Below are 17,123 nucleotides of genomic sequence, written 5' to 3' on the forward strand. Positions count from 1 at the left end.
TGTCCGGAGGCTGACCACGGCGCACCCGGTCAACGCTTGCGCATGAGGCCAATGAAAAACAAGCCGCCAATCGCCGCCGTGGCCACGCCTATGGGCAAGTCCTCGGGGGCGATCAGCGTGCGCGCGGCGACATCGACCCACACCAGAAACACACTGCCCAACAGCACGCACACCGGCAGCAATCGCCGGTGCTCGGCGCCGACCAATCGACGGGCAATGTGCGGCACCATCAGCCCGACAAACCCGATGGAGCCGCTGATCGACACCAGCACCCCGGTCATCAGCGACGCAATCAAAAACACTCGCAGGCGTACGCTGCGGGCGTTGAGTCCCAACGTCACGGCCGTCTGTTCACCCGCCATCAACGCGTTCAACGGACGGGCCATGCCCAGCAGCAAAACCAGCCCCAGCAACACGCTCGCTGCCGGCACCGCGAGCAATTCCCAGCGCGCCAGTCCGAGCCCGCCTAGCATCCAGAACATCACCGCCGAACTGGCGCGGTGATCGCCGAGAAACAGCAGCAGATTGGCGATTGCCATCATCACGAACGACACCGCCACACCGCACAGCAGCAGCCGATCACTGTCCAGCCGACCGTTGCGGTTGGCGATTATCAGCACGATAAGCATGCTCAGCAGCGCGCCGATGAACGCCGCGATCGGCAAGGTCAGCAGGCCGACGATTTCGCCGACATGCAGCACCACAATCACAGCGCCAAGCGTCGCGCCGGAGGTCACCCCGAGCAAATGCGGATCGGCCAGCGGATTGCGCGTCACCGCTTGCAGCACCGCGCCGATCAACGCCAGGCCAGCGCCGACCAACGCGCCGAGCAACATGCGTGGCACGCGGATCAACCACACGATGTGTTCCTGCCCGGCCGTCCAGCTTACCTCGCCAAAACCGAACACCTTGTGCAGCAAAATTCGCCACACCACGTCCACCGGCACCCGCGCCGGGCCAAAGCCCAGCGACACCACACACGACACCAGCAGCAACGCGCCGAGGGCGATCAGCAACAGGGCGTAGCGACGATTGATCATTCGCCGTGGAAACCTTTGGCCAGGGTTTCAACCGCCAACACGTTGTCGATCCCCGGCGTGGCCTGCACATACGGAATGACGATGAAGCGCTGGTTCTTGATCGCGTCCACCGATTGCAGCGCCTTGTTGTTGAGCAGGAACTGCACCTTCTGCTCGGCGGTGACTTCGCCGTAATCGACGATCACGATCACCTGCGGATTGCGCTCGACCACGTTTTCCCAATTCACCCGGGTCCAGCTCGCCTCGACGTCATCCAGAATGTTGCGCCCGCCCGCGGCGTCGATCAGCGCTTGCGGCATGCCCAGGCGACCCGAGGTCATGGCGCGGTCTTCGCCACTGTCGTAAAGGAACACCCGTGGTTTGTTGGCCGGCAGATTCTTGTGTACCTCGCCGACTTGCGCCTGCATGTCGGCGATCAGGGCATTGGCGCGATCCTGCACGTCGAAGATTTTGCCGAGGTTGCGCAGGTCGTTGTAGGTGTCTTCCAGGCTGGCCGGTGGGCGCTTCATGACGAAGGCGCAGGACTCGGTCAGCTCATAGACGTTGATACCCAGCGGCTGCAAGGTTTGCGGCGTGAGATCACCGCCGACGCGCATGCCGTAATCCCAACCGGCAAAGAAGAAATCGACGTTGGCGTTGAGCAGGGTTTCTACTGACGGGTACTTGGCCGCCAGCTCCGGGAGGCCGTCGAGGAGGCTCTGCATCTGGGGCGTGACCGACTTCCAGCCGCTGACGCCGCTGTAGCCGGCCATGCTCGGTTTGAGGCCGAGGGCGAGCATCATCTGCGTCATGTTGATGTCGTGGCTGATCGCGTGTTTCGGCGCGTGTGTGAAGGTCACTGCGCGGTTGCAGCTTTGGATCGTCAGCGGATATTTCGTCGCCTCGGCAAGCGCTTGGGCACTGCCCAGCAACAGAGCGACGCACAGCAGGGAACGCAAAGTCATGGTTGGGTTATCCAGGTGATTCGTGGGTAGCCGTGCAAAGGGTGTTCATCGATCAGCGCTTCGACGCCGAACACATCACGCAGCAGCGGGGCGGTGAGGACTTGTTTCGGTGTGCCGCTGGCGACGATGCGGCCGTGATTGAGCACGTACAGCCGGTCACAGAACGCGGCGGCGAGATTGAGGTCATGGATGCTCGCCAGGGTGCCGATCTGCAAGCGTTTGACCAGTTGCAGTAACTCAAGCTGATAGCGCGGGTCGAGGTGATTTGTGGGCTCGTCGAGGATCAGCAGTTGCGGTTGCTGGGCCAGGGCGCGGGCGAGGATCACCCGCTGTTTTTCACCGCCGGAGAGCGTGGCGAAAGCGTGGTCTTCGAAACCGTTGAGGCCGACGGATTTCAGTGCTTGCGTCGCGAGATTTCGGTCTTCGAGGGTGTCGCTATCGAACAAACCTTTGTGCGGTGTGCGGCCCATGGCGACCACTTCATCGACGGTCAGGCCGAAGGCGTCGGGGAATTCCTGCAACACCACGGCGATGCGTTGCGCGCACCAGCGCGAGGATTGTTTCCAGACGTTGTGATGATCGAGCCGGACCTCACCGTTTTCCGGTTTGCTGAAGCGATAGGCGCAGCGCAGCAGGCTGGTCTTGCCGCTGCCGTTGGGACCGATCAACCCGACAAACTCACCGGCGGCCACATGCAACGAAGCATCACGCAGTTTGAACTGGTGATGACAATGGCCGTGGCCCAAGGGTGTCCAGGCGAGGTTGGTGAGGTTCAGCGAGGTCATTGCATTCCTGTTGATCGTTTTAAATCTGCACATCATCTGTGGTGAGGGAGCAAGCGCCTTCGCCACAAAAGCTTCGGCTGCACCTGGGCACTGTTGTTCAGGGCGAGCAGGCAGAGGCCGGTCGAGAGGTACTGTTCATCGGGACCGTGAATCACTTCTTCAAAAGAAAACCCGCAGCCATGGCTGCGGGTTGAATGACGCGCTTGAGTTATACAGTAACACTTTAAGTGGCCAGGCGATAAGTGCCGAAGTCTACAGATGCCTCTAATGCACGCATCTCGCCTGTTTCATGATGAAGATGAGGCTGATTCAGTTTGTCGGGTGAATCGTGACAAGAGCACGTGATCCAGCAGCCAGACCATCACCAACGAAGCCCCCACCAGCGGAAACACCACCGCCAGCACCAGCATGATTGCCACGCCGGATTTCCATTTCGGCAGGTCATGGCGCAGCGGTGGAACACCGAACTTGCCTTGTGGCCGACGTTTCCACCAGATCACCACGCCGCTGACGGCACTGAGCAGAATCATCAGGCAGATCAGCAGCACGATGATCTGGTTGAGCACACCGAACATCTTGCCTTCGTGCAACATCACGCCGATTTCCGTGGCGCGGGCGACGGTGCCGTATTGCTCGAAGCGCACATCGGCGAGGACGTTGCCGGTGTATTGATCGACGTGCAGGGTGGCATCGTTGCGCGGGTCGTCGGCGAACACGGCGATGGTAAATACGCCGGTGGCCGTGGTCGGGAAAGTAATGCTGTAACCCGGTTCAACCTTGCGTTGCACGGCGATGTTCTGCACGTCTTGCAGGCTGATGGTCGGTGCGGCGGGGCCGGCTTGCGCGCCGCCGTGGGCCATGTGTTCGGCGTGGTCGCCGGACATCGGCATCGGCGTGTTTTCCATCGCCCATGGCACGGTCTGGCGCGTGGCGGTGTTCAGGCTGCGGGCCTCAACATCGGACTTGGGTACGTCGTCCCACATCGCTGCCGGAAACACGTTCCAGACTTGCGCATAGGTCTTGCCCCAGAACCCGGTCCAGGTCATGCCGCTCAGCAGCATCACCAGCAACAACGTGGCGCCCCAGAACCCGGTAACGGCATGCAGGTCGCGCCAGAGCACTCGACCGCGGCTGCTCAGGCGCGGCCACAAAATACCGGCTGCCTGACCGCGCGGCCACCACAGAAAGACCCCTGAAACCACCAGCACCACGCCCCAACCGGCGGCCAGTTCGATCAGTCGATCACCGACGGTGCCGATCATCAGTTCACCGTGGATCGCACGGGCAACGGCTTGCAGATTCTTCTTGGCGTCTTGCTCGCCGAGGATGTCGCCGTGGTAAGGATCGACGAAAACGTTCAGCTCATTGTTGCCATTGAGTACGACAAATTGCGCGCTGCGTTCGGCGTTGATCGGCGGCAGGTACTGCTTGATCGTTGCTTGTGGATAAGCCTCTTTTACCCGCTTGAGCAGGTCGTCGGCCGGGACGCTGTGATGACCGGCCGGGACGTTCATCAGGCTGCCGTACATCAACGAATCGAGTTGCGGCTTGAACAGGTAAATGACACCGGTCAGGGCCAGCATCACCATGAATGGCGCGACGAACAGACCGGCATAGAAATGCCAGCGCCAGGCCAGGTTGTAGAAATTCGGTTTGGGCTGTTTCATCGGTTGTGCTCCGCTTGGCTTGGATCTTTTGTTGTTGTCTGGTGACTGCTGTGCAGTCATTCGCGAGCAGGCTCGCTCCCACAGGTTCAACACTGTCCATGTGGGGGCGAGCCTGCTCGCGGCGTTTTTAGAAACTCATGTCCACCTTGGTCCAGAGCGTTCGCCCCGGTTCTTTGATGGCCTGCGGGTCATTGGCCGGGTAGCCAAAACCAGCGTTGCCGGCCAGGTTCAAATGCTCGGCGTACGCCTTGCCGAACAGGTTGTCGACGCCGCTGCTGACCTTCCAGTTCTGGTTGATCCGATAGGCACCGTTGAGCGAGAACACACCGAATCCCGAGGTCTTGTCGAAGTCCTTGCCGACCACGTTGCCCTTGTTCTGGTCAATGCGGTTTTGCGCCGCGACCACTCGCCACAAGGCGCCGGCGCTCCAGTTGTCTTCGCTGTAGGTCAGGCCGAATCGCGCGTCCAGCGGCGGCATTTGCGGCAATGCCTTGCCGTCGCTGCTGTTCTTGCCCCAGGCGTAGGCCAGGGTTGCGTCGGCCTTCCAGTTCGACGTCAGCTTGTAGGCCGCCCCCAGTTCACCGCCCATGATCCGCGCGTCGATGTTCTCGGCTTGCGAAGTCATGCCCATCATTCCTGGCCTGTAATTGAACAGGATGTAATCGCGCACCTGTCCGACGTAACCCGAGGCCCAGGCTTCGAGGTCTTCGGTCTTGTATTGCAGGCCGAAGTCGAGCTGGGTGGTTTTTTCGGGCTTGATCGAATCGAAGGCGTTGACCGAACCGGCAGGTCCCGAGTTGGGCGAAAACAGCTCCCAGTAATCCGGGAAACGCTGGGTGTGGCCGAGACCGGCGTACAGCGTGGTCGGGCTGTCGGTGAGGTCGTGTTCGTAGCGGACGAAACCGCTGGGCAAGGTGTCGGCGCGGGTGTCGTCGGCGGTCGGGTTGCGCCGGGTCATCATCCCCGAGCCAGTGGTCTGGCGAAAATCCTTGGCCGAGGCACGGTCCAGTCGCGCACCGGTGATCAAGCGATCACGATCGGCGGCGTACCAGGTCAGTTCGCTGAACACGCCGTAGTTGTGGAAGTCGGCGTCCTTGTCGCGCGGCAGATCCTTGTAGGTGTCGATGCCCATGGCGCTGCGCTTGCGGTGTTCGTTGGTCTGCGCGTCGATGCCGCTGATCAATTGCACATCGGCCCAGCGCCAGGTGGCCTTGATCCGTGCGCCTAGGGTTCGGCGATCGACACTGGAGGCCATCGGGCCGGCCATCATCCCGGTGCCGGACGGCGTGCGCAGGGTGTAGTTGTCCATCACGTGGTCGGCGTAGTTGTAGTAGATCTGCGCTTCGACCTTGTCCAGCACGTCACCGATGCTGGATTTCTCGAAGCGCAGGCCGAGGCTTTCACGCTTGAACTGTGAGCCGTCCATGCCGCGTCCGGCGTATCGTGCTTCGCCATCGCCCTTGCCGGCGGTCAGCTCCAGCAGGGTATCGGCGTCCGGGGTCCAGCCGAGTGCCACGTCGCCGTTCCACTTGTCGTAACGCGAGGCCACGGTGTCGTTGTTGCCGTCACGGTAGTCGTCGGAGTGCGCGGTGTTGCCGATCACTCGCAGGTAACCCAACGGGCCGCCGGCGGCAGCATCCACCACTTTGTCGAAGCGACCGTTGGAGCCGGCCAGTACGCTGGCATTCACTCGGGTATCGAGTTCGCCGAAGCTTTCCGGCTCGCGGTCGAACAGGATGGTGCCGGCGGACGCGCCCGGTCCCCAGAGCACGGTTTGCGGGCCTTTGATGACGGTGAGTTTGTCGTAGGTTTCCGGCGAGATGTAGGAGGTTGGCGCGTCCATCCGGCCGGGGCAGGCGCCGAGCATCTGGCCGCCGTTGGTGAGGATGTTCAGGCGCGAGCCGAACATGCCGCGCAGTACCGGGTCACCGTTGGTGCCGCCATTGCGCACCAGGGCGAAGCCGGGGATGGTCTTCAGGTAGTCACCACCGTCGCTGGCCGGCACGGGTTGGCGCGGGTCTTTAGGGTTGGTGACGATGGTCAGCGGCGAACTCGGTGCGATGGCGGTGATCACCGTCGGGCTCAGCTCTTCACTGTGGCCGGCGTGATCATCGGCCAGCACCATCGGTGTCAGCAGTGCGCCGCAAAGTACGGCGGCGGTGTGCCTGAAACGAAAGCGCGTTTCGTTCAGGGCAAAAGAAGCTCGGGCGGCGCTCAAGCGTGTGTCAGCAGAAAACCTGGACATGACAATTTCCATCGAACAGTCGTAAACGACACGGCCGCCAGCCTGGGCAATCTCTGTGGAACCGAGCCTGCTCGCGATTTGGCCGGGGCCGCCAACATCAATGTTGAATGCCCCGGCGCTTTCGCGAGCAAGCCCGCTCCCACGGGTTGCCTGGCTGTCTTCTAACCGTGTGAGATTTGGGGGGTGTTTACGTGACGATGGGCGGCGCGCGGGTGCGGGCGCCGGGGAAGAAGGTTTGCCAGGCGTGGCCCAGGCGGGTGGCGGGTGTGGCGAAGGTGCTGGTTTTGGGCGCGTCGAATGCAACGAAAGACTGGCCGCCCGTCAGCGCCGGGCAGTTGAACAGCAGGCTGCAATAGCCGCATTTTTCCCAGATGGCGTGATGGGAGGTTTTGGGCGGGCAGTGCTCGGCGGCGGGCGTTGCATCGTGCTCGCCGTGCGCCATCGCTGACATGTCCATGCTCATGTCCATCGACATGTTCATGGACATTGAAGAGGCGCGCTGATCCATCGGCATCGACTGAGAAATCAGCGGGCCGATGAAGATCATCAACATGGCGAACAGGCTGATCCAGCTGCCGCGGGTCAGGCTCAAGGGCTGACGACGGGGAGCGGATGACCTGGCGCTAAGCGGGCGCATGGGCGTATTCAGCTCTGGCGCTTACGGATTGTGTGCGTGTTCTTGCGCGCCGTCCGGCGCTTTTTTCTGCACCGTGACCTCGACAGTCACATCACCGGATTTCTCGAAATGCATCGTCAGCGGGAACCGCTTGCCGTCGCTCAGCAGACTGCGGTCTTTCAGTTCCAGCAGCATCACGTGATACGCCATCGGGGCAAACGTGACGCCGCCACCCGCCGGGATTTCGACGGTCGGCACCTGCTGCATTTTCATCAGATCGTTCTGCATCACGTGCTCGTGCAACTGGGCGATGCCTGCAATCGGCGAGTCGACGCTGAGCAGTTTGTCAGCGGCTTTACCGTGGTTTTGAATCACAAAGTAAGCCGCGACGGTCGGCGCATTCGGTGGTAATTCCTGCGACCACGGATGCGCGATTTCCAATTCGCCGGCCTTGTATTCATGGGCATTGGCAAAGCAGGCAGGCAGCAGCAACGCAGCCAGAACGATGAGTTTGTTCAACATGGCAGTTCTCCAGAACGATTCAAAACGCAGGTCAATTGCGAAAAGGAATCACACCAGAGGGGAGGCGCGGGGGTTGAGATTCGGCCATTGCTGGCGCGGAGTGGGAGTGTCGAGAGCAGGTGCGGGCAGGCTTCGTTGGGCCTCGAAACGCGCGAAATACAACGGCGGCACGTGCCCGGGCAACGCCACCAGTGGCGCGGAACCGGAGCAGCACCAGCAATGCTGCATGCTGGAATGATCGTCGTTCTGCGGCGCTTTCTGCTCAAGCGTCCCCAGGGAAATCGCCACCATTTTTGTGCCGGTGGACGAACAGAAACTCCCCCACAACACCTGTTCGGCCGGCGATGTCGCCGTCTGCGCCATCGCTCCGGTCATCGGCATGGCGAGCATGTTGAACAGCACTGCGAAGCAGGCTATCCAGGCAATTGCGAGCCGTTGTCGGGACATGGGACAGATCCGGTTGGGTGGGAGATCAGGCGCGGCTATTTAGCCTGATCAGTGCCGATAAGTAAAAACGTGGCCTGCGGTTTGGTGTCGCAGCGCATAACAAAGGAGTGTAGCGGCTCCCGTTTGAAATGCCGGGAGGAGTTGTGGCTCGCCACAAATACTTAGGCGTCCGTCAGTGCGGCCAGGACTTCACCCACCGACCCAAACTCCCGATCCACCCTCGCCAACACCGGCCGCTTCAACACCAGCACTGGCACCCCCCGCTCCCGCGCTACGTCCAGTTTCGGCTCGGTGGCAGTGCTGCCGCTGTTTTTGCTGATCAGCACATCAATCTGCCGCCGTTCAAACAACTCACGTTCATCTGCGATCAGAAACGGCCCCCGTGCGCCGATCACTTCACAGCGCTCGTTGCCCGGATAAACGTCCAGGGCGCGCAGCGTCCAGAATTGCTGCGGGGGGATTTCATGCAGATGTTGCAAAGGTTCGCGGCCGAGGGTGAACAGCGGTCGGCGGAACGGTTTGAGGGCTTCGATCAACTCTGCCCAGTCGCTGACTTCGCGCCAGTCATCCCCGGCTTGCGGTTGCCAGGCGGGGCGGCGCAGTGCCCAACAAGGAACGCCGGAGACCTGCGCGGCGGTCGCGGCGTTCTGGCTGATTTGCGCCGCGTAGGGGTGCGTCGCGTCCAGCAGCAGATCGATCCCTTCGTCACGGATGAACTGCGCCAGGCCGTCCGCGCCGCCATAGCCACCGACACGGACCCGACAGGTCAGATCGGTCGGCACGCGACCGACGCCGGCCAGGCTATAGATGTGTTCCGGCCCCAGCGTGCGGGCGATGGCCAGCGCTTCTGTGACGCCGCCGAGCAGCAAAATACGCTTCATTGAAATGCCCCCGCATGGCCGACGATCCCGCCCTGGCGATCGATGGCAAACACTTCAACCTGAACCTGCGCCGGCACCACGCTGCGGGCAAACGCCAGCGCGTGTCCACACACCGCATCGCCAAGCGCAATGCCGGCCGCGCTGGCCATCGCCAATGCTTGCTGACTGGTGTTGGCTTCGCGGATCGCTTGCTGCAACGCTTGATCGGCGCCGACCGCTGCCGCCCATTCGGCCAGTTGCGGCAGGTCGATGCTCGAATGGCGACTGTGCAGATCCATGTGCCCGGCCGCCAGTTTGCTGATCTTGCCGAAACCACCACAAATGCTGAGTTTAGCCACCGGCACTTTGCGCAGGTGCTTGAGCACCGCACCGACAAAGTCGCCCATTTCAATCAGGGCGATTTCCGGCAGGTCGTAGACCCGGCGCATGGTGTCTTCGCTGGCGTTGCCGGTGCACGCGGCGATGTGCAGGTAGCCGTTGGTTTTCGCCACGTCGATGCCCTGATGGATCGAGGCAATGTAAGCCGCGCAGGAAAACGGCCGGACGATGCCGCTGGTGCCGAGAATCGACAGACCACCGAGAATGCCCAGCCGCGGGTTCATGGTTTTCAACGCCAGCGCCTCGCCGCCCTCGACGTTGACCGTGACCTCGAAGCCGCCGGGATAGCCGTATTCCTCCGCGAGCAGGGTCAAATGGTCGGTGATCATCTTGCGCGGGACCGGGTTGATCGCCGGTTCGCCGACACCCAGCACCAGTCCTGGTCGGGTGACCGTTCCCACCCCCCGACCGGCACTGAAACGAATGCCCGGTTCGGCGTTCAATCGCACTTGGGAAAACAGCAGCGCGCCGTGGGTCACGTCTGGATCGTCGCCGGCATCCTTGATCGTGCCGGCTTCGGCGCCGTCATCCAGGAGTCGACAGAACTCCAGACGCATCTGCACCTGCTTCCCTTTGGGCAGGACGATCTCCACCGCGTCCGCGCGCTCGCCGCCGAGCAGCAAGCGAGCGGCCGCCAGGCTGGTGGCGGTGGCGCAACTGCCGGTGGTCAGGCCGCTGCGCAGCGGTGCGGGTTGTTCGGCGGTTTCGTCACGCATCGAAAGGTTTGACCACGTCCAGCAGGGTAATCGGCAAGGCCTGGCGCCAGGTATCAAAGTCGCCCAGGGGTTGCGCCTGGGCGATATGAATACGCGTCAGCTCGCCGCCGTGTTGCTCGCGCCAGGCCATCAGGGTCATTTCACTTTGCAGCGTGACCGCGTTGGCAATCAGTCGGCCACCGGGTTTGAGCCGGGCCCAGCAGGCGTCCAGCACGCCTTCGCGGGTGACGCCGCCACCGATGAAGATCGCGTCCGGGCGTTCCAGTCCGGCGAGGGCTTGCGGCGCACTGCCGCGAACCAGTTGCAGGCCGGGCACGCCGAGCGCGTCGCGGTTGTGCTCGATCAACAGTTGCCGACCTTCATCGGCCTCGACCGCCAGCGCCCGACAACTTGGATGGGCGCGCATCCACTCGATGCCGATCGAGCCGCTGCCGGCGCCGACGTCCCATAACAGTTCACCGGGAACCGGGGCCAGGCGCGCGAGAGTGATTGCGCGCACATCACGCTTGGTCAATTGACCGTCGTGCCTGAAGGCTGAATCCGGCAGGCCAGCCAGTCGCGAAAGGCGTGGCGTATCGGGTTCAGCGATGCACTCGATGGCGATCAGGTTGAGGTCGGCGATCGCCGGATCGGCCCAGTCGTTGGCGACAGCGTCGATGCGTCGCTCGGCCTCGCCGCCCACATGTTCCAGCACGCTCAGGCGACTCGGCCCGAAGCCGCGCTCGCGCAACAACGCCGCAATTGCGGCGGGGCTTTGTCCATCGTTGCTGAGCACCAGCAAGCGCACACCGCTGTATAACTGCGCGTTAAGCGCCGCGACCGGGCGCGCGACCACCGACAGTGTGACCACCTCCTGCAACGGCCAGCCCATTCGCGCAGCGGCCAGCGAGCAGGAAGAGGGCGCCGGCAGAATCAACATTTCAGCGCTGGGCAATTGCCGGGCGAGGCTGGCGCCGACCCCGAAGAACATCGGATCACCGCTGGCCAGCACGCACACCGGCTCACCCCGCAAGGCCAACACCGGATCAACCGAGAATGGACTCGGCCACAGTTGGCGTTCGCCGCGAATGCACGGCGGCAGCAGGTCCAGTTGCCGCTGACTGCCGAAGATCTTCGATGCAGCCAGCAACGCATGCCGGGCGTTCCTGCCCAGACCTTTGAAGCCATCCTCACCAATGCCTGTCACGGTCAGCCAGCGTGCCATGTGTAATCTCTATTGATCTGCATAAAGCGGCACATGATACGCGTCGGCAGTGAATGCGAGTAATAGAATGTTTTAAGTTGGTTTGCTTAGTCTGTGGTTGGCGACGGGGAAGTTATATAGCCTGAATCTTCTTTGGTTGCTCTGATAATGGTTTAAAAGGAATTGACTATGGTTATTGATAACTCCGCGAACCTGGACTTGACGGCTTATTGTGATGCTTTTAACCGGGACTTCGCGCCACGGCAAACAAAGTTCTCTCGGCGTTATGCCCCGCCGGATCAGCATGGCGCGGCCGGGTCGCTATTGGGCGGCAACCTGGTCAGCACGGCCAGGGGCGTGTCGCGTCAGGACAAGCGCGACGTCAACTCGAGCGTGCGCTATGCGCAGTGGTATGCGAGTCAGGAGCGCAGTCGGGAAACAGATCCTCAGGGCTGGTTTTCCTTGTTTGCCGTGGTGTTATGGGATCTGGGCTGGGACATTGACGAGCGCAGGCTTGTCGAGAAAAGTTACAGTAACTTCGCTGGCAAAGTCAGTCAGGTTTATTTCAATAGAATGGCCGCTGTGAATAGTCAGATGGCGATAGTTACAAAAGACATGTTTGAATCGCTATTGGCTAATTCGTCGGCGCTTTGGTCATTGGCCACCGAAAGTCGGCGTGGCAGGGAGTTTTCCATTGCGCCCGCCGAATACGACAAACAAGGGAAGTTATCACTGGACCTGAATGACTTTTCGCTCAGAGCGCTGGCACAGCGGGAGGATTTTCTGTTTTGGGACTGGAAGGAAGGCAGCGTGACGCTCACGCATCGAGCCGCTCCTTTCACCCTGAACAAAGCACGCTTCGAAGAGATCCGCCCGCAGTTGAAGGACCGACTCGACCGAATCGCTGACGCCATATTCGAGTTCTATTCAGAGCGCCTGTGAGGGTGGCCAGCTGATGGATGCAAGGTCGGAGCATTTGCGACACGCGGTCTTATGATGCCGCGCGGCAAAGCAGGCATAATACCGCTCGCCTCCGACGGGGGGCGCTCCCACTTCAGATCCGGTCATGCCTTTGAACGAACTCCCTATGTCCCGCGCTATACGCCCCTCGGCCTGTCCGGGGTTGCTGCGTATCGTCCAGGCCAGAGATGGCGGTATCTGCCGGATAAAACTCGCCGGCGGCACCCTCAGTTCCGAGCAGGCCAACGCCATTGCCGAGGGTGCGCAGCGGTATGCCGGTTCAGTGATCGAGGCCACTAACCGGGCCAACCTGCAGATTCGCGGCATCAAACATGAGCAGGCCGCGTTGATCGAAAGTCTGCTCGCCGCAGGCCTTGGCCCTTCGCATGCGGCGGGCGACGACGTGCGTAATCTGATGGTGAGCCCGAGTGCGGGCATCGATCGGCAGATGCTGTTCGACACGCGAGATTTGGCCGGACAGATTCTCGCCACCCTGCAAGGGCAAGAGCGCTTTCACACTCTCAGCGCCAAATTCGCCGTGCAACTGGATGGCGGCGAACGCCTGGCGATGCTCGAACATCCCCATGATCTTTGGCTGTCTGCGGTCGAGCGAGAGGGCGAGCGCTGGCTGGCTTTCGGTCTGGCGGGATGTCCCACCGATCAACCGGCCGGTCGTGTTCCACTGGAAAATGGCCACGCGTTGGTGGTCGCCGTGCTTGAGCTGTTCCTGGAACTGGCGGGGCCTGAACACACGCGAATGCGTCATTTGCTGGTCGACGTCGCTCCTGCCGAATTTCTCGTTCGCCTCGCTGAGCGGCTGCGCTTTCAACCCGTTGGCACCTGGCAACGTTCAGTCAATGACGAGGTTCTGCACATTGGCGCCCATCCGCAGGCGCAAGCCGGGTATGTCTATGTCGGCGCCGTGCCGCCGCTGGGACGTCTCGATAGCGCCATGCTTCGGGGCGCCGCTCGTCTGGCGCAGGAATACGGCGATGCAACGCTGCGGTTTACGCCATGGCAAAGCCTGCTGTTGCCGAACATTCGCCACGACAACGCCGATGAAGTCATCCGCCGCCTGCATCAGTTGGGCCTGCTGGGCGACGCCGATCAGCCCTTGGCGCGGTTGATTGCCTGCACCGGTTCCACTGGCTGCGGCAAAGGCCTGGCCGACACCAAGGGCGACGCCCTGCAACTGGCCGCGCTGCTGCAGCGTCATGGCCAGGTGCTGAATGTGCATCTGAGCGGTTGTGCGCGTTCCTGTGCCGCCGCGCATAGCGCGCCAGTCACTTTATTGGCCGTCACCCCCGGTCATTACGACCTCTATTTTCGCGAAGCAGGGCAGCCGGGATTCGGCGCCCTGCACGCACGCAACCTTACTATTGAAGCGGTCGCAGCCTTGCTCGACGTCCGCTCACGGAGCCCCCTTGATGCTTGATTACATCCGCGACGGTCAGGAGATCTATCGCAATTCCTTCGCGATCATTCGCGCCGAGGCCAACCTCGAACGAATCCCGGCCGACCTGGAAAAACTCGCGGTGCGGGTGATACACGCCTGCGGCATGGTCGATGCGATTGATGGTCTGCAATTTTCCGAAGGCGCGGGCAAGGCCGGGCGCGAGGCACTGGCCGCCGGTGCGCCGATCCTGTGTGATGCACGGATGGTGTCCGAAGGCGTAACCCGCACGCGTTTGCCCGCGAACAATCAGGTCATCTGCACCCTGCGCGATGAAAGCGTTCCGGAGCTGGCCCGTGAATTGGGCAACACCCGGTCCGCCGCAGCACTGGAACTGTGGCGCCCGCATTTGGAAGGCAGTGTGGTGGTGATCGGCAACGCGCCGACCGCACTGTTTTATCTGCTGGAAATGCTCGACGCCGGCGCACCGAAACCGGCGCTGATTCTGGGTTTCCCGGTGGGCTTCGTCGGCGCCGCCGAATCCAAGGCTGCACTCGCCGCTGACAGTCGCGGCGTGCCGTTCGTCATCATGCAAGGAAGGCTGGGCGGTAGCGCCATGGCCGCCGCCGCCGTCAATGCCCTCGCCACGGAGATCGAATGATGCAGCAACCTGGACGTTTGATCGGCCTCGGCGTCGGCCCCGGTGATCCTGAACTGATTACCGTCAAGGCCCTGCGCCTGCTGCGCGAATCACCAGTGGTGGCGTACTTCGTCGCCAAGGGCAAAAAGGGTAACGCCTTCGGCATCATCGAAGCACATTTGCAGGACGCTCAAACCCTGCTGCCGCTGGTGTATCCGGTGACCACCGAAGCCTTGCCGGCCCCGCTGTCCTATGAACAGGTGATCAGCGATTTCTACGACGCGGCCGGCGAAGAACTCGCCGCGCACCTGGATGCGGGCCGAGACGTGGCGGTGATCTGCGAAGGCGACCCGTTCTTCTACGGCTCCTACATGTACCTGCACGATCGCCTGTCCGAGCGTTATGAGGCTGAAGTCGTGCCGGGTGTCTGTTCGATGCTTGGCGGCGCTTCGGTACTTGGCGCGCCGTTGGTGTATCGCAATCAGAGCCTGTCGGTGCTGTCCGGCGTGTTGCCGCCCGATGATCTCAAGCGTCGTCTCGCCGACGCGGATGCGGCGGTGATCATGAAGCTGGGGCGTAACTTTCCCAAAGTCCGTCAGGTGCTGGAAGAACTCGGGTTGGCCGAACGTGCCCTGTACGTCGAGCGCGCGACCATGGCCAATCAGAAGATTGTGCCGCTGGATCAGGTCGAGCCGATGTCCTCGCCGTACTTCTCGCTGATCATCGTTCCAGGTGAAAGGTGGCAAGGCTGATGACTCGTCCAGTTCCGGCGATTGTCATTCTCGGTAATGGCAGCCTCGCGACCGCGCGCACAATTCAGCAGGTGTACCCGGGCGCCTTGATCCACGGCCTGGCCGAGCGGGTCGAGGGCGCGGACCGTGTCTATCACGAGTTCGGCACCACCCTGCGCGAGCTCTATCAACAGAACACACCGATCATTGCCCTGTGCGCCGCTGGCATCGTGATTCGTACCCTGGCGCCGCTGCTGCTGGAAAAGGGGGCCGAGCCGCCGGTGCTGGCCGTTGCTGAAGACGGCAGCGCGGTGGTGCCGCTGCTGGGTGGCCTGGGCGGCGTGAACGTCATGGCGCGAGAAATGGCGGCTGCGCTGGACGTGGCGGCGGCGATCACCACCAGCGGTGAATTGCGCTTCGGCACCTGCCTGCTCAATCCACCCAGCGGTTATGCCCTGGGCGATCTGGAATTGGGCAAGCGCTTCGTTTCCGATTTGCTGGCCGGTGAAACGGTGCGAATCGAAGGCGCGGCACCGTGGTTGGCGCAGGCGCAGTTGCCCGAGGACCCACAGGCGCGGCTGGCCGTTCACATCGGTCATGTCGAGCGTTCGCCGGCGGCCAACGAGCTGTTGATCTATCCGCGCAACGTGTTGGTGGCCGTCAGTGCCGGCGTGGCCGATCTGCCAGCTGCGGTTCGCGAAGCGTTGCATCAGGCAAAAATCGCCGTGCAATCGGTGGCTTGCCTGCTGGCCGCCGATAGCGACATGTCGAGTGCGGCGCTGCGTGAAGCGGCGCTTGAGCTGGGTGTGCCGCTGCGGTTTGGCAACGATGTCGGCGCAGTCAGTGAGCTGGTGCGCAACGCCCTCGGTCAGTCGGTGAAGATCTTCGGCGATGACACCCTTGCCATCGCGGTGGCCGAGCAACCTCTGCACCCATTGTCGATCGGTCGTCCTCGCGGTCGCCTGGCAGTGATCGGTCTTGGCCCTGGCGCTGCCGACCTGATGGTGCCGGCGGTCAAGGCCGAACTGGCGCGTGCCAACGATGTGCTCGGTTATGAAACCTATGTGCGCATGGCTGGCCCGTTCCGTGCTGATCAAGTCATGCATTGCACCGACAACCGCGAAGAGATGCAGCGCGCGCGTCACGCCTTCGAACTGGCGGCGCAAGGGCGTTCGGTGGTGGTGGTTTCTTCCGGTGATCCGGGAGTGTTCGCCATGGCGGCTGCGGTGCTGGAAGCACTTCACGAGTCCAACGATCCGGCGTGGCACAACGTCGATCTGGAGATTCTGCCAGGGGTTTCTGCGTCTCTGGCGACCGCTGCTCAGGCGGGTGCGCCGCTGGGGCATGACTTCTGTGTGCTGTCGCTGTCGGACAACCTCAAGCCTTGGGAAATCATCGAGAAGCGTCTGGACCTTGCATCACAGGCTGACCTTGCCCTGGCTTTCTACAACCCGATTTCACGGTCCCGGCCATGGCAACTGGGCCGGGCGCTGGAGATCGTCGCGCGATATCGCACCCCGCAGACGCCGGTGGTTTTGGGCCGTGACATCGGTCGCCCGGGACAGACGCTGCGAGTGACGACACTCGGTCAGTTGACTCCGGATCAGGTAGATATGCGCACCATGGTCCTGGTGGGTTCGTCTACGACCTGCGTGTTTGCGCGTATGGAGGGCGGTGACTGGGTGTACACGCCGCGTTGGTACGGAGAAAAGCCTGCCACCTGAAGTGCTGCGCTTCGCTCAAAAAAGCCACGGCCGAGTTGTTACTCGATTTGCCGTGGCTTTTTCTTTGCGGTGCCGTAAAAAACATTCGCTAGAGGATGTAGGTTAATTCCTGCATGAGCAGGGAGAATTTACTTTCGAACTCTATTGGTGAGTCGGATTATTTACCTGTTCGTGTAAGTTTGGTTTTGGTTTTTCTTTTGGTTCGTGCAGGAGTGTGCGGGTTTGTTGGGGTTTTCCATTTTATTTAAATC

General features: G+C 61.9%; 16 protein-coding genes. 5 read left to right on the top strand and 11 right to left on the bottom strand.

Features of this window, described 5'->3' with window-relative positions; translation table 11 throughout:
* Positions 1–29 precede the first annotated feature (29 nt).
* From ACI77H_RS26590 to cbiE, 11 genes are all read right to left on the bottom strand, one after another.
* Positions 30–1,040 carry a FecCD family ABC transporter permease gene (locus ACI77H_RS26590; protein ID WP_407014659.1) on the bottom strand — a complete coding sequence of 337 codons (1,011 nt, stop codon included), beginning with the start codon at positions 1,038–1,040 and terminating at the stop codon, positions 30–32.
* Entirely contained in the window at positions 1,037–1,984 is a 948-nt protein-coding gene (locus ACI77H_RS26595; protein ID WP_407014661.1) for an ABC transporter substrate-binding protein, read from the bottom strand. Before ACI77H_RS26595 ends, ACI77H_RS26590 begins: the two co-directional genes overlap by 4 nt.
* The gene (locus ACI77H_RS26600; RefSeq protein WP_407014663.1) at positions 1,981–2,769 is read right to left on the bottom strand and encodes an ABC transporter ATP-binding protein; all 789 of its coding nucleotides are present in this window, start codon (positions 2,767–2,769) and stop codon (positions 1,981–1,983) included. Before ACI77H_RS26600 ends, ACI77H_RS26595 begins: the two co-directional genes overlap by 4 nt.
* A gap of 287 nt (positions 2,770–3,056) precedes the next feature.
* The gene (locus ACI77H_RS26605; RefSeq protein WP_407014664.1) at positions 3,057–4,436 is read right to left on the bottom strand and encodes a PepSY-associated TM helix domain-containing protein; all 1,380 of its coding nucleotides are present in this window, start codon (positions 4,434–4,436) and stop codon (positions 3,057–3,059) included.
* Positions 4,437–4,563: 127 nt separating this feature from the next.
* Entirely contained in the window at positions 4,564–6,681 is a 2,118-nt protein-coding gene (locus tag ACI77H_RS26610) for a TonB-dependent copper receptor (RefSeq protein ID WP_407014665.1), read from the bottom strand.
* Positions 6,682–6,868: 187 nt separating this feature from the next.
* Positions 6,869–7,318 carry a DUF2946 domain-containing protein gene (locus tag ACI77H_RS26615; RefSeq protein ID WP_407014666.1) on the bottom strand — a complete coding sequence of 150 codons (450 nt, stop codon included), beginning with the start codon at positions 7,316–7,318 and terminating at the stop codon, positions 6,869–6,871.
* A gap of 21 nt (positions 7,319–7,339) precedes the next feature.
* Positions 7,340–7,819 carry a copper chaperone PCu(A)C gene (locus tag ACI77H_RS26620; RefSeq protein ID WP_407014668.1) on the bottom strand — a complete coding sequence of 160 codons (480 nt, stop codon included), beginning with the start codon at positions 7,817–7,819 and terminating at the stop codon, positions 7,340–7,342.
* Between the two features lie 48 nt (positions 7,820–7,867).
* Complete coding sequence (locus ACI77H_RS26625) at positions 7,868–8,266, bottom strand: DUF2946 domain-containing protein (protein WP_407014670.1); 399 nt, start codon at positions 8,264–8,266, stop codon at positions 7,868–7,870.
* Between the two features lie 161 nt (positions 8,267–8,427).
* Positions 8,428–9,147 (bottom strand): cobalt-precorrin-6A reductase, encoded by a 720-nt coding sequence (locus ACI77H_RS26630; RefSeq protein ID WP_407014672.1) that lies wholly within the window; start codon positions 9,145–9,147, stop codon positions 8,428–8,430.
* Entirely contained in the window at positions 9,144–10,241 is a 1,098-nt protein-coding gene (locus ACI77H_RS26635; RefSeq protein WP_407014673.1) for a cobalt-precorrin-5B (C(1))-methyltransferase, read from the bottom strand. The genes ACI77H_RS26630 and ACI77H_RS26635 overlap by 4 nt, the downstream gene beginning before the upstream one ends.
* Positions 10,234–11,445, bottom strand: coding sequence for a precorrin-6y C5,15-methyltransferase (decarboxylating) subunit CbiE (gene cbiE / locus ACI77H_RS26640; RefSeq protein ID WP_407014674.1), 1,212 nt, complete (start codon positions 11,443–11,445; stop codon positions 10,234–10,236). Before cbiE ends, ACI77H_RS26635 begins: the two co-directional genes overlap by 8 nt.
* 168 nt (positions 11,446–11,613) lie before the next feature.
* Between cbiE and ACI77H_RS26645 the strand changes: the two genes are divergently transcribed.
* The 5 genes from ACI77H_RS26645 to cobJ all read left to right on the top strand — a co-directional run bounded on the left by ACI77H_RS26645 (position 11,614) and on the right by cobJ (position 16,872).
* Positions 11,614–12,366 (top strand): hypothetical protein, encoded by a 753-nt coding sequence (locus ACI77H_RS26645; protein ID WP_407014675.1) that lies wholly within the window; start codon positions 11,614–11,616, stop codon positions 12,364–12,366.
* A gap of 145 nt (positions 12,367–12,511) precedes the next feature.
* A complete protein-coding gene (gene cobG, locus ACI77H_RS26650) occupies positions 12,512–13,819 on the top strand; it encodes a precorrin-3B synthase (protein ID WP_407014676.1) in 1,308 nt (435 codons plus the stop codon).
* A complete protein-coding gene (locus tag ACI77H_RS26655; protein ID WP_407014677.1) occupies positions 13,812–14,438 on the top strand; it encodes a precorrin-8X methylmutase in 627 nt (208 codons plus the stop codon). The genes cobG and ACI77H_RS26655 overlap by 8 nt, the downstream gene beginning before the upstream one ends.
* On the top strand, positions 14,438–15,169 hold the full coding sequence (locus ACI77H_RS26660) for a precorrin-2 C(20)-methyltransferase (RefSeq protein ID WP_407014778.1): 732 nt from the start codon (positions 14,438–14,440) through the stop codon (positions 15,167–15,169). The genes ACI77H_RS26655 and ACI77H_RS26660 overlap by 1 nt, the downstream gene beginning before the upstream one ends.
* Positions 15,169–16,872: a precorrin-3B C(17)-methyltransferase gene (cobJ, locus tag ACI77H_RS26665; RefSeq protein WP_407014678.1), complete on the top strand. Its 1,704-nt coding sequence runs from the start codon at positions 15,169–15,171 to the stop codon at positions 16,870–16,872. The genes ACI77H_RS26660 and cobJ overlap by 1 nt, the downstream gene beginning before the upstream one ends.
* The last annotated feature ends 251 nt before the right edge of the window (positions 16,873–17,123 follow it).

Source organism: Pseudomonas sp. O230, assembly GCF_045447035.1.
In the GTDB taxonomy this organism is placed as follows: domain Bacteria; phylum Pseudomonadota; class Gammaproteobacteria; order Pseudomonadales; family Pseudomonadaceae; genus Aquipseudomonas.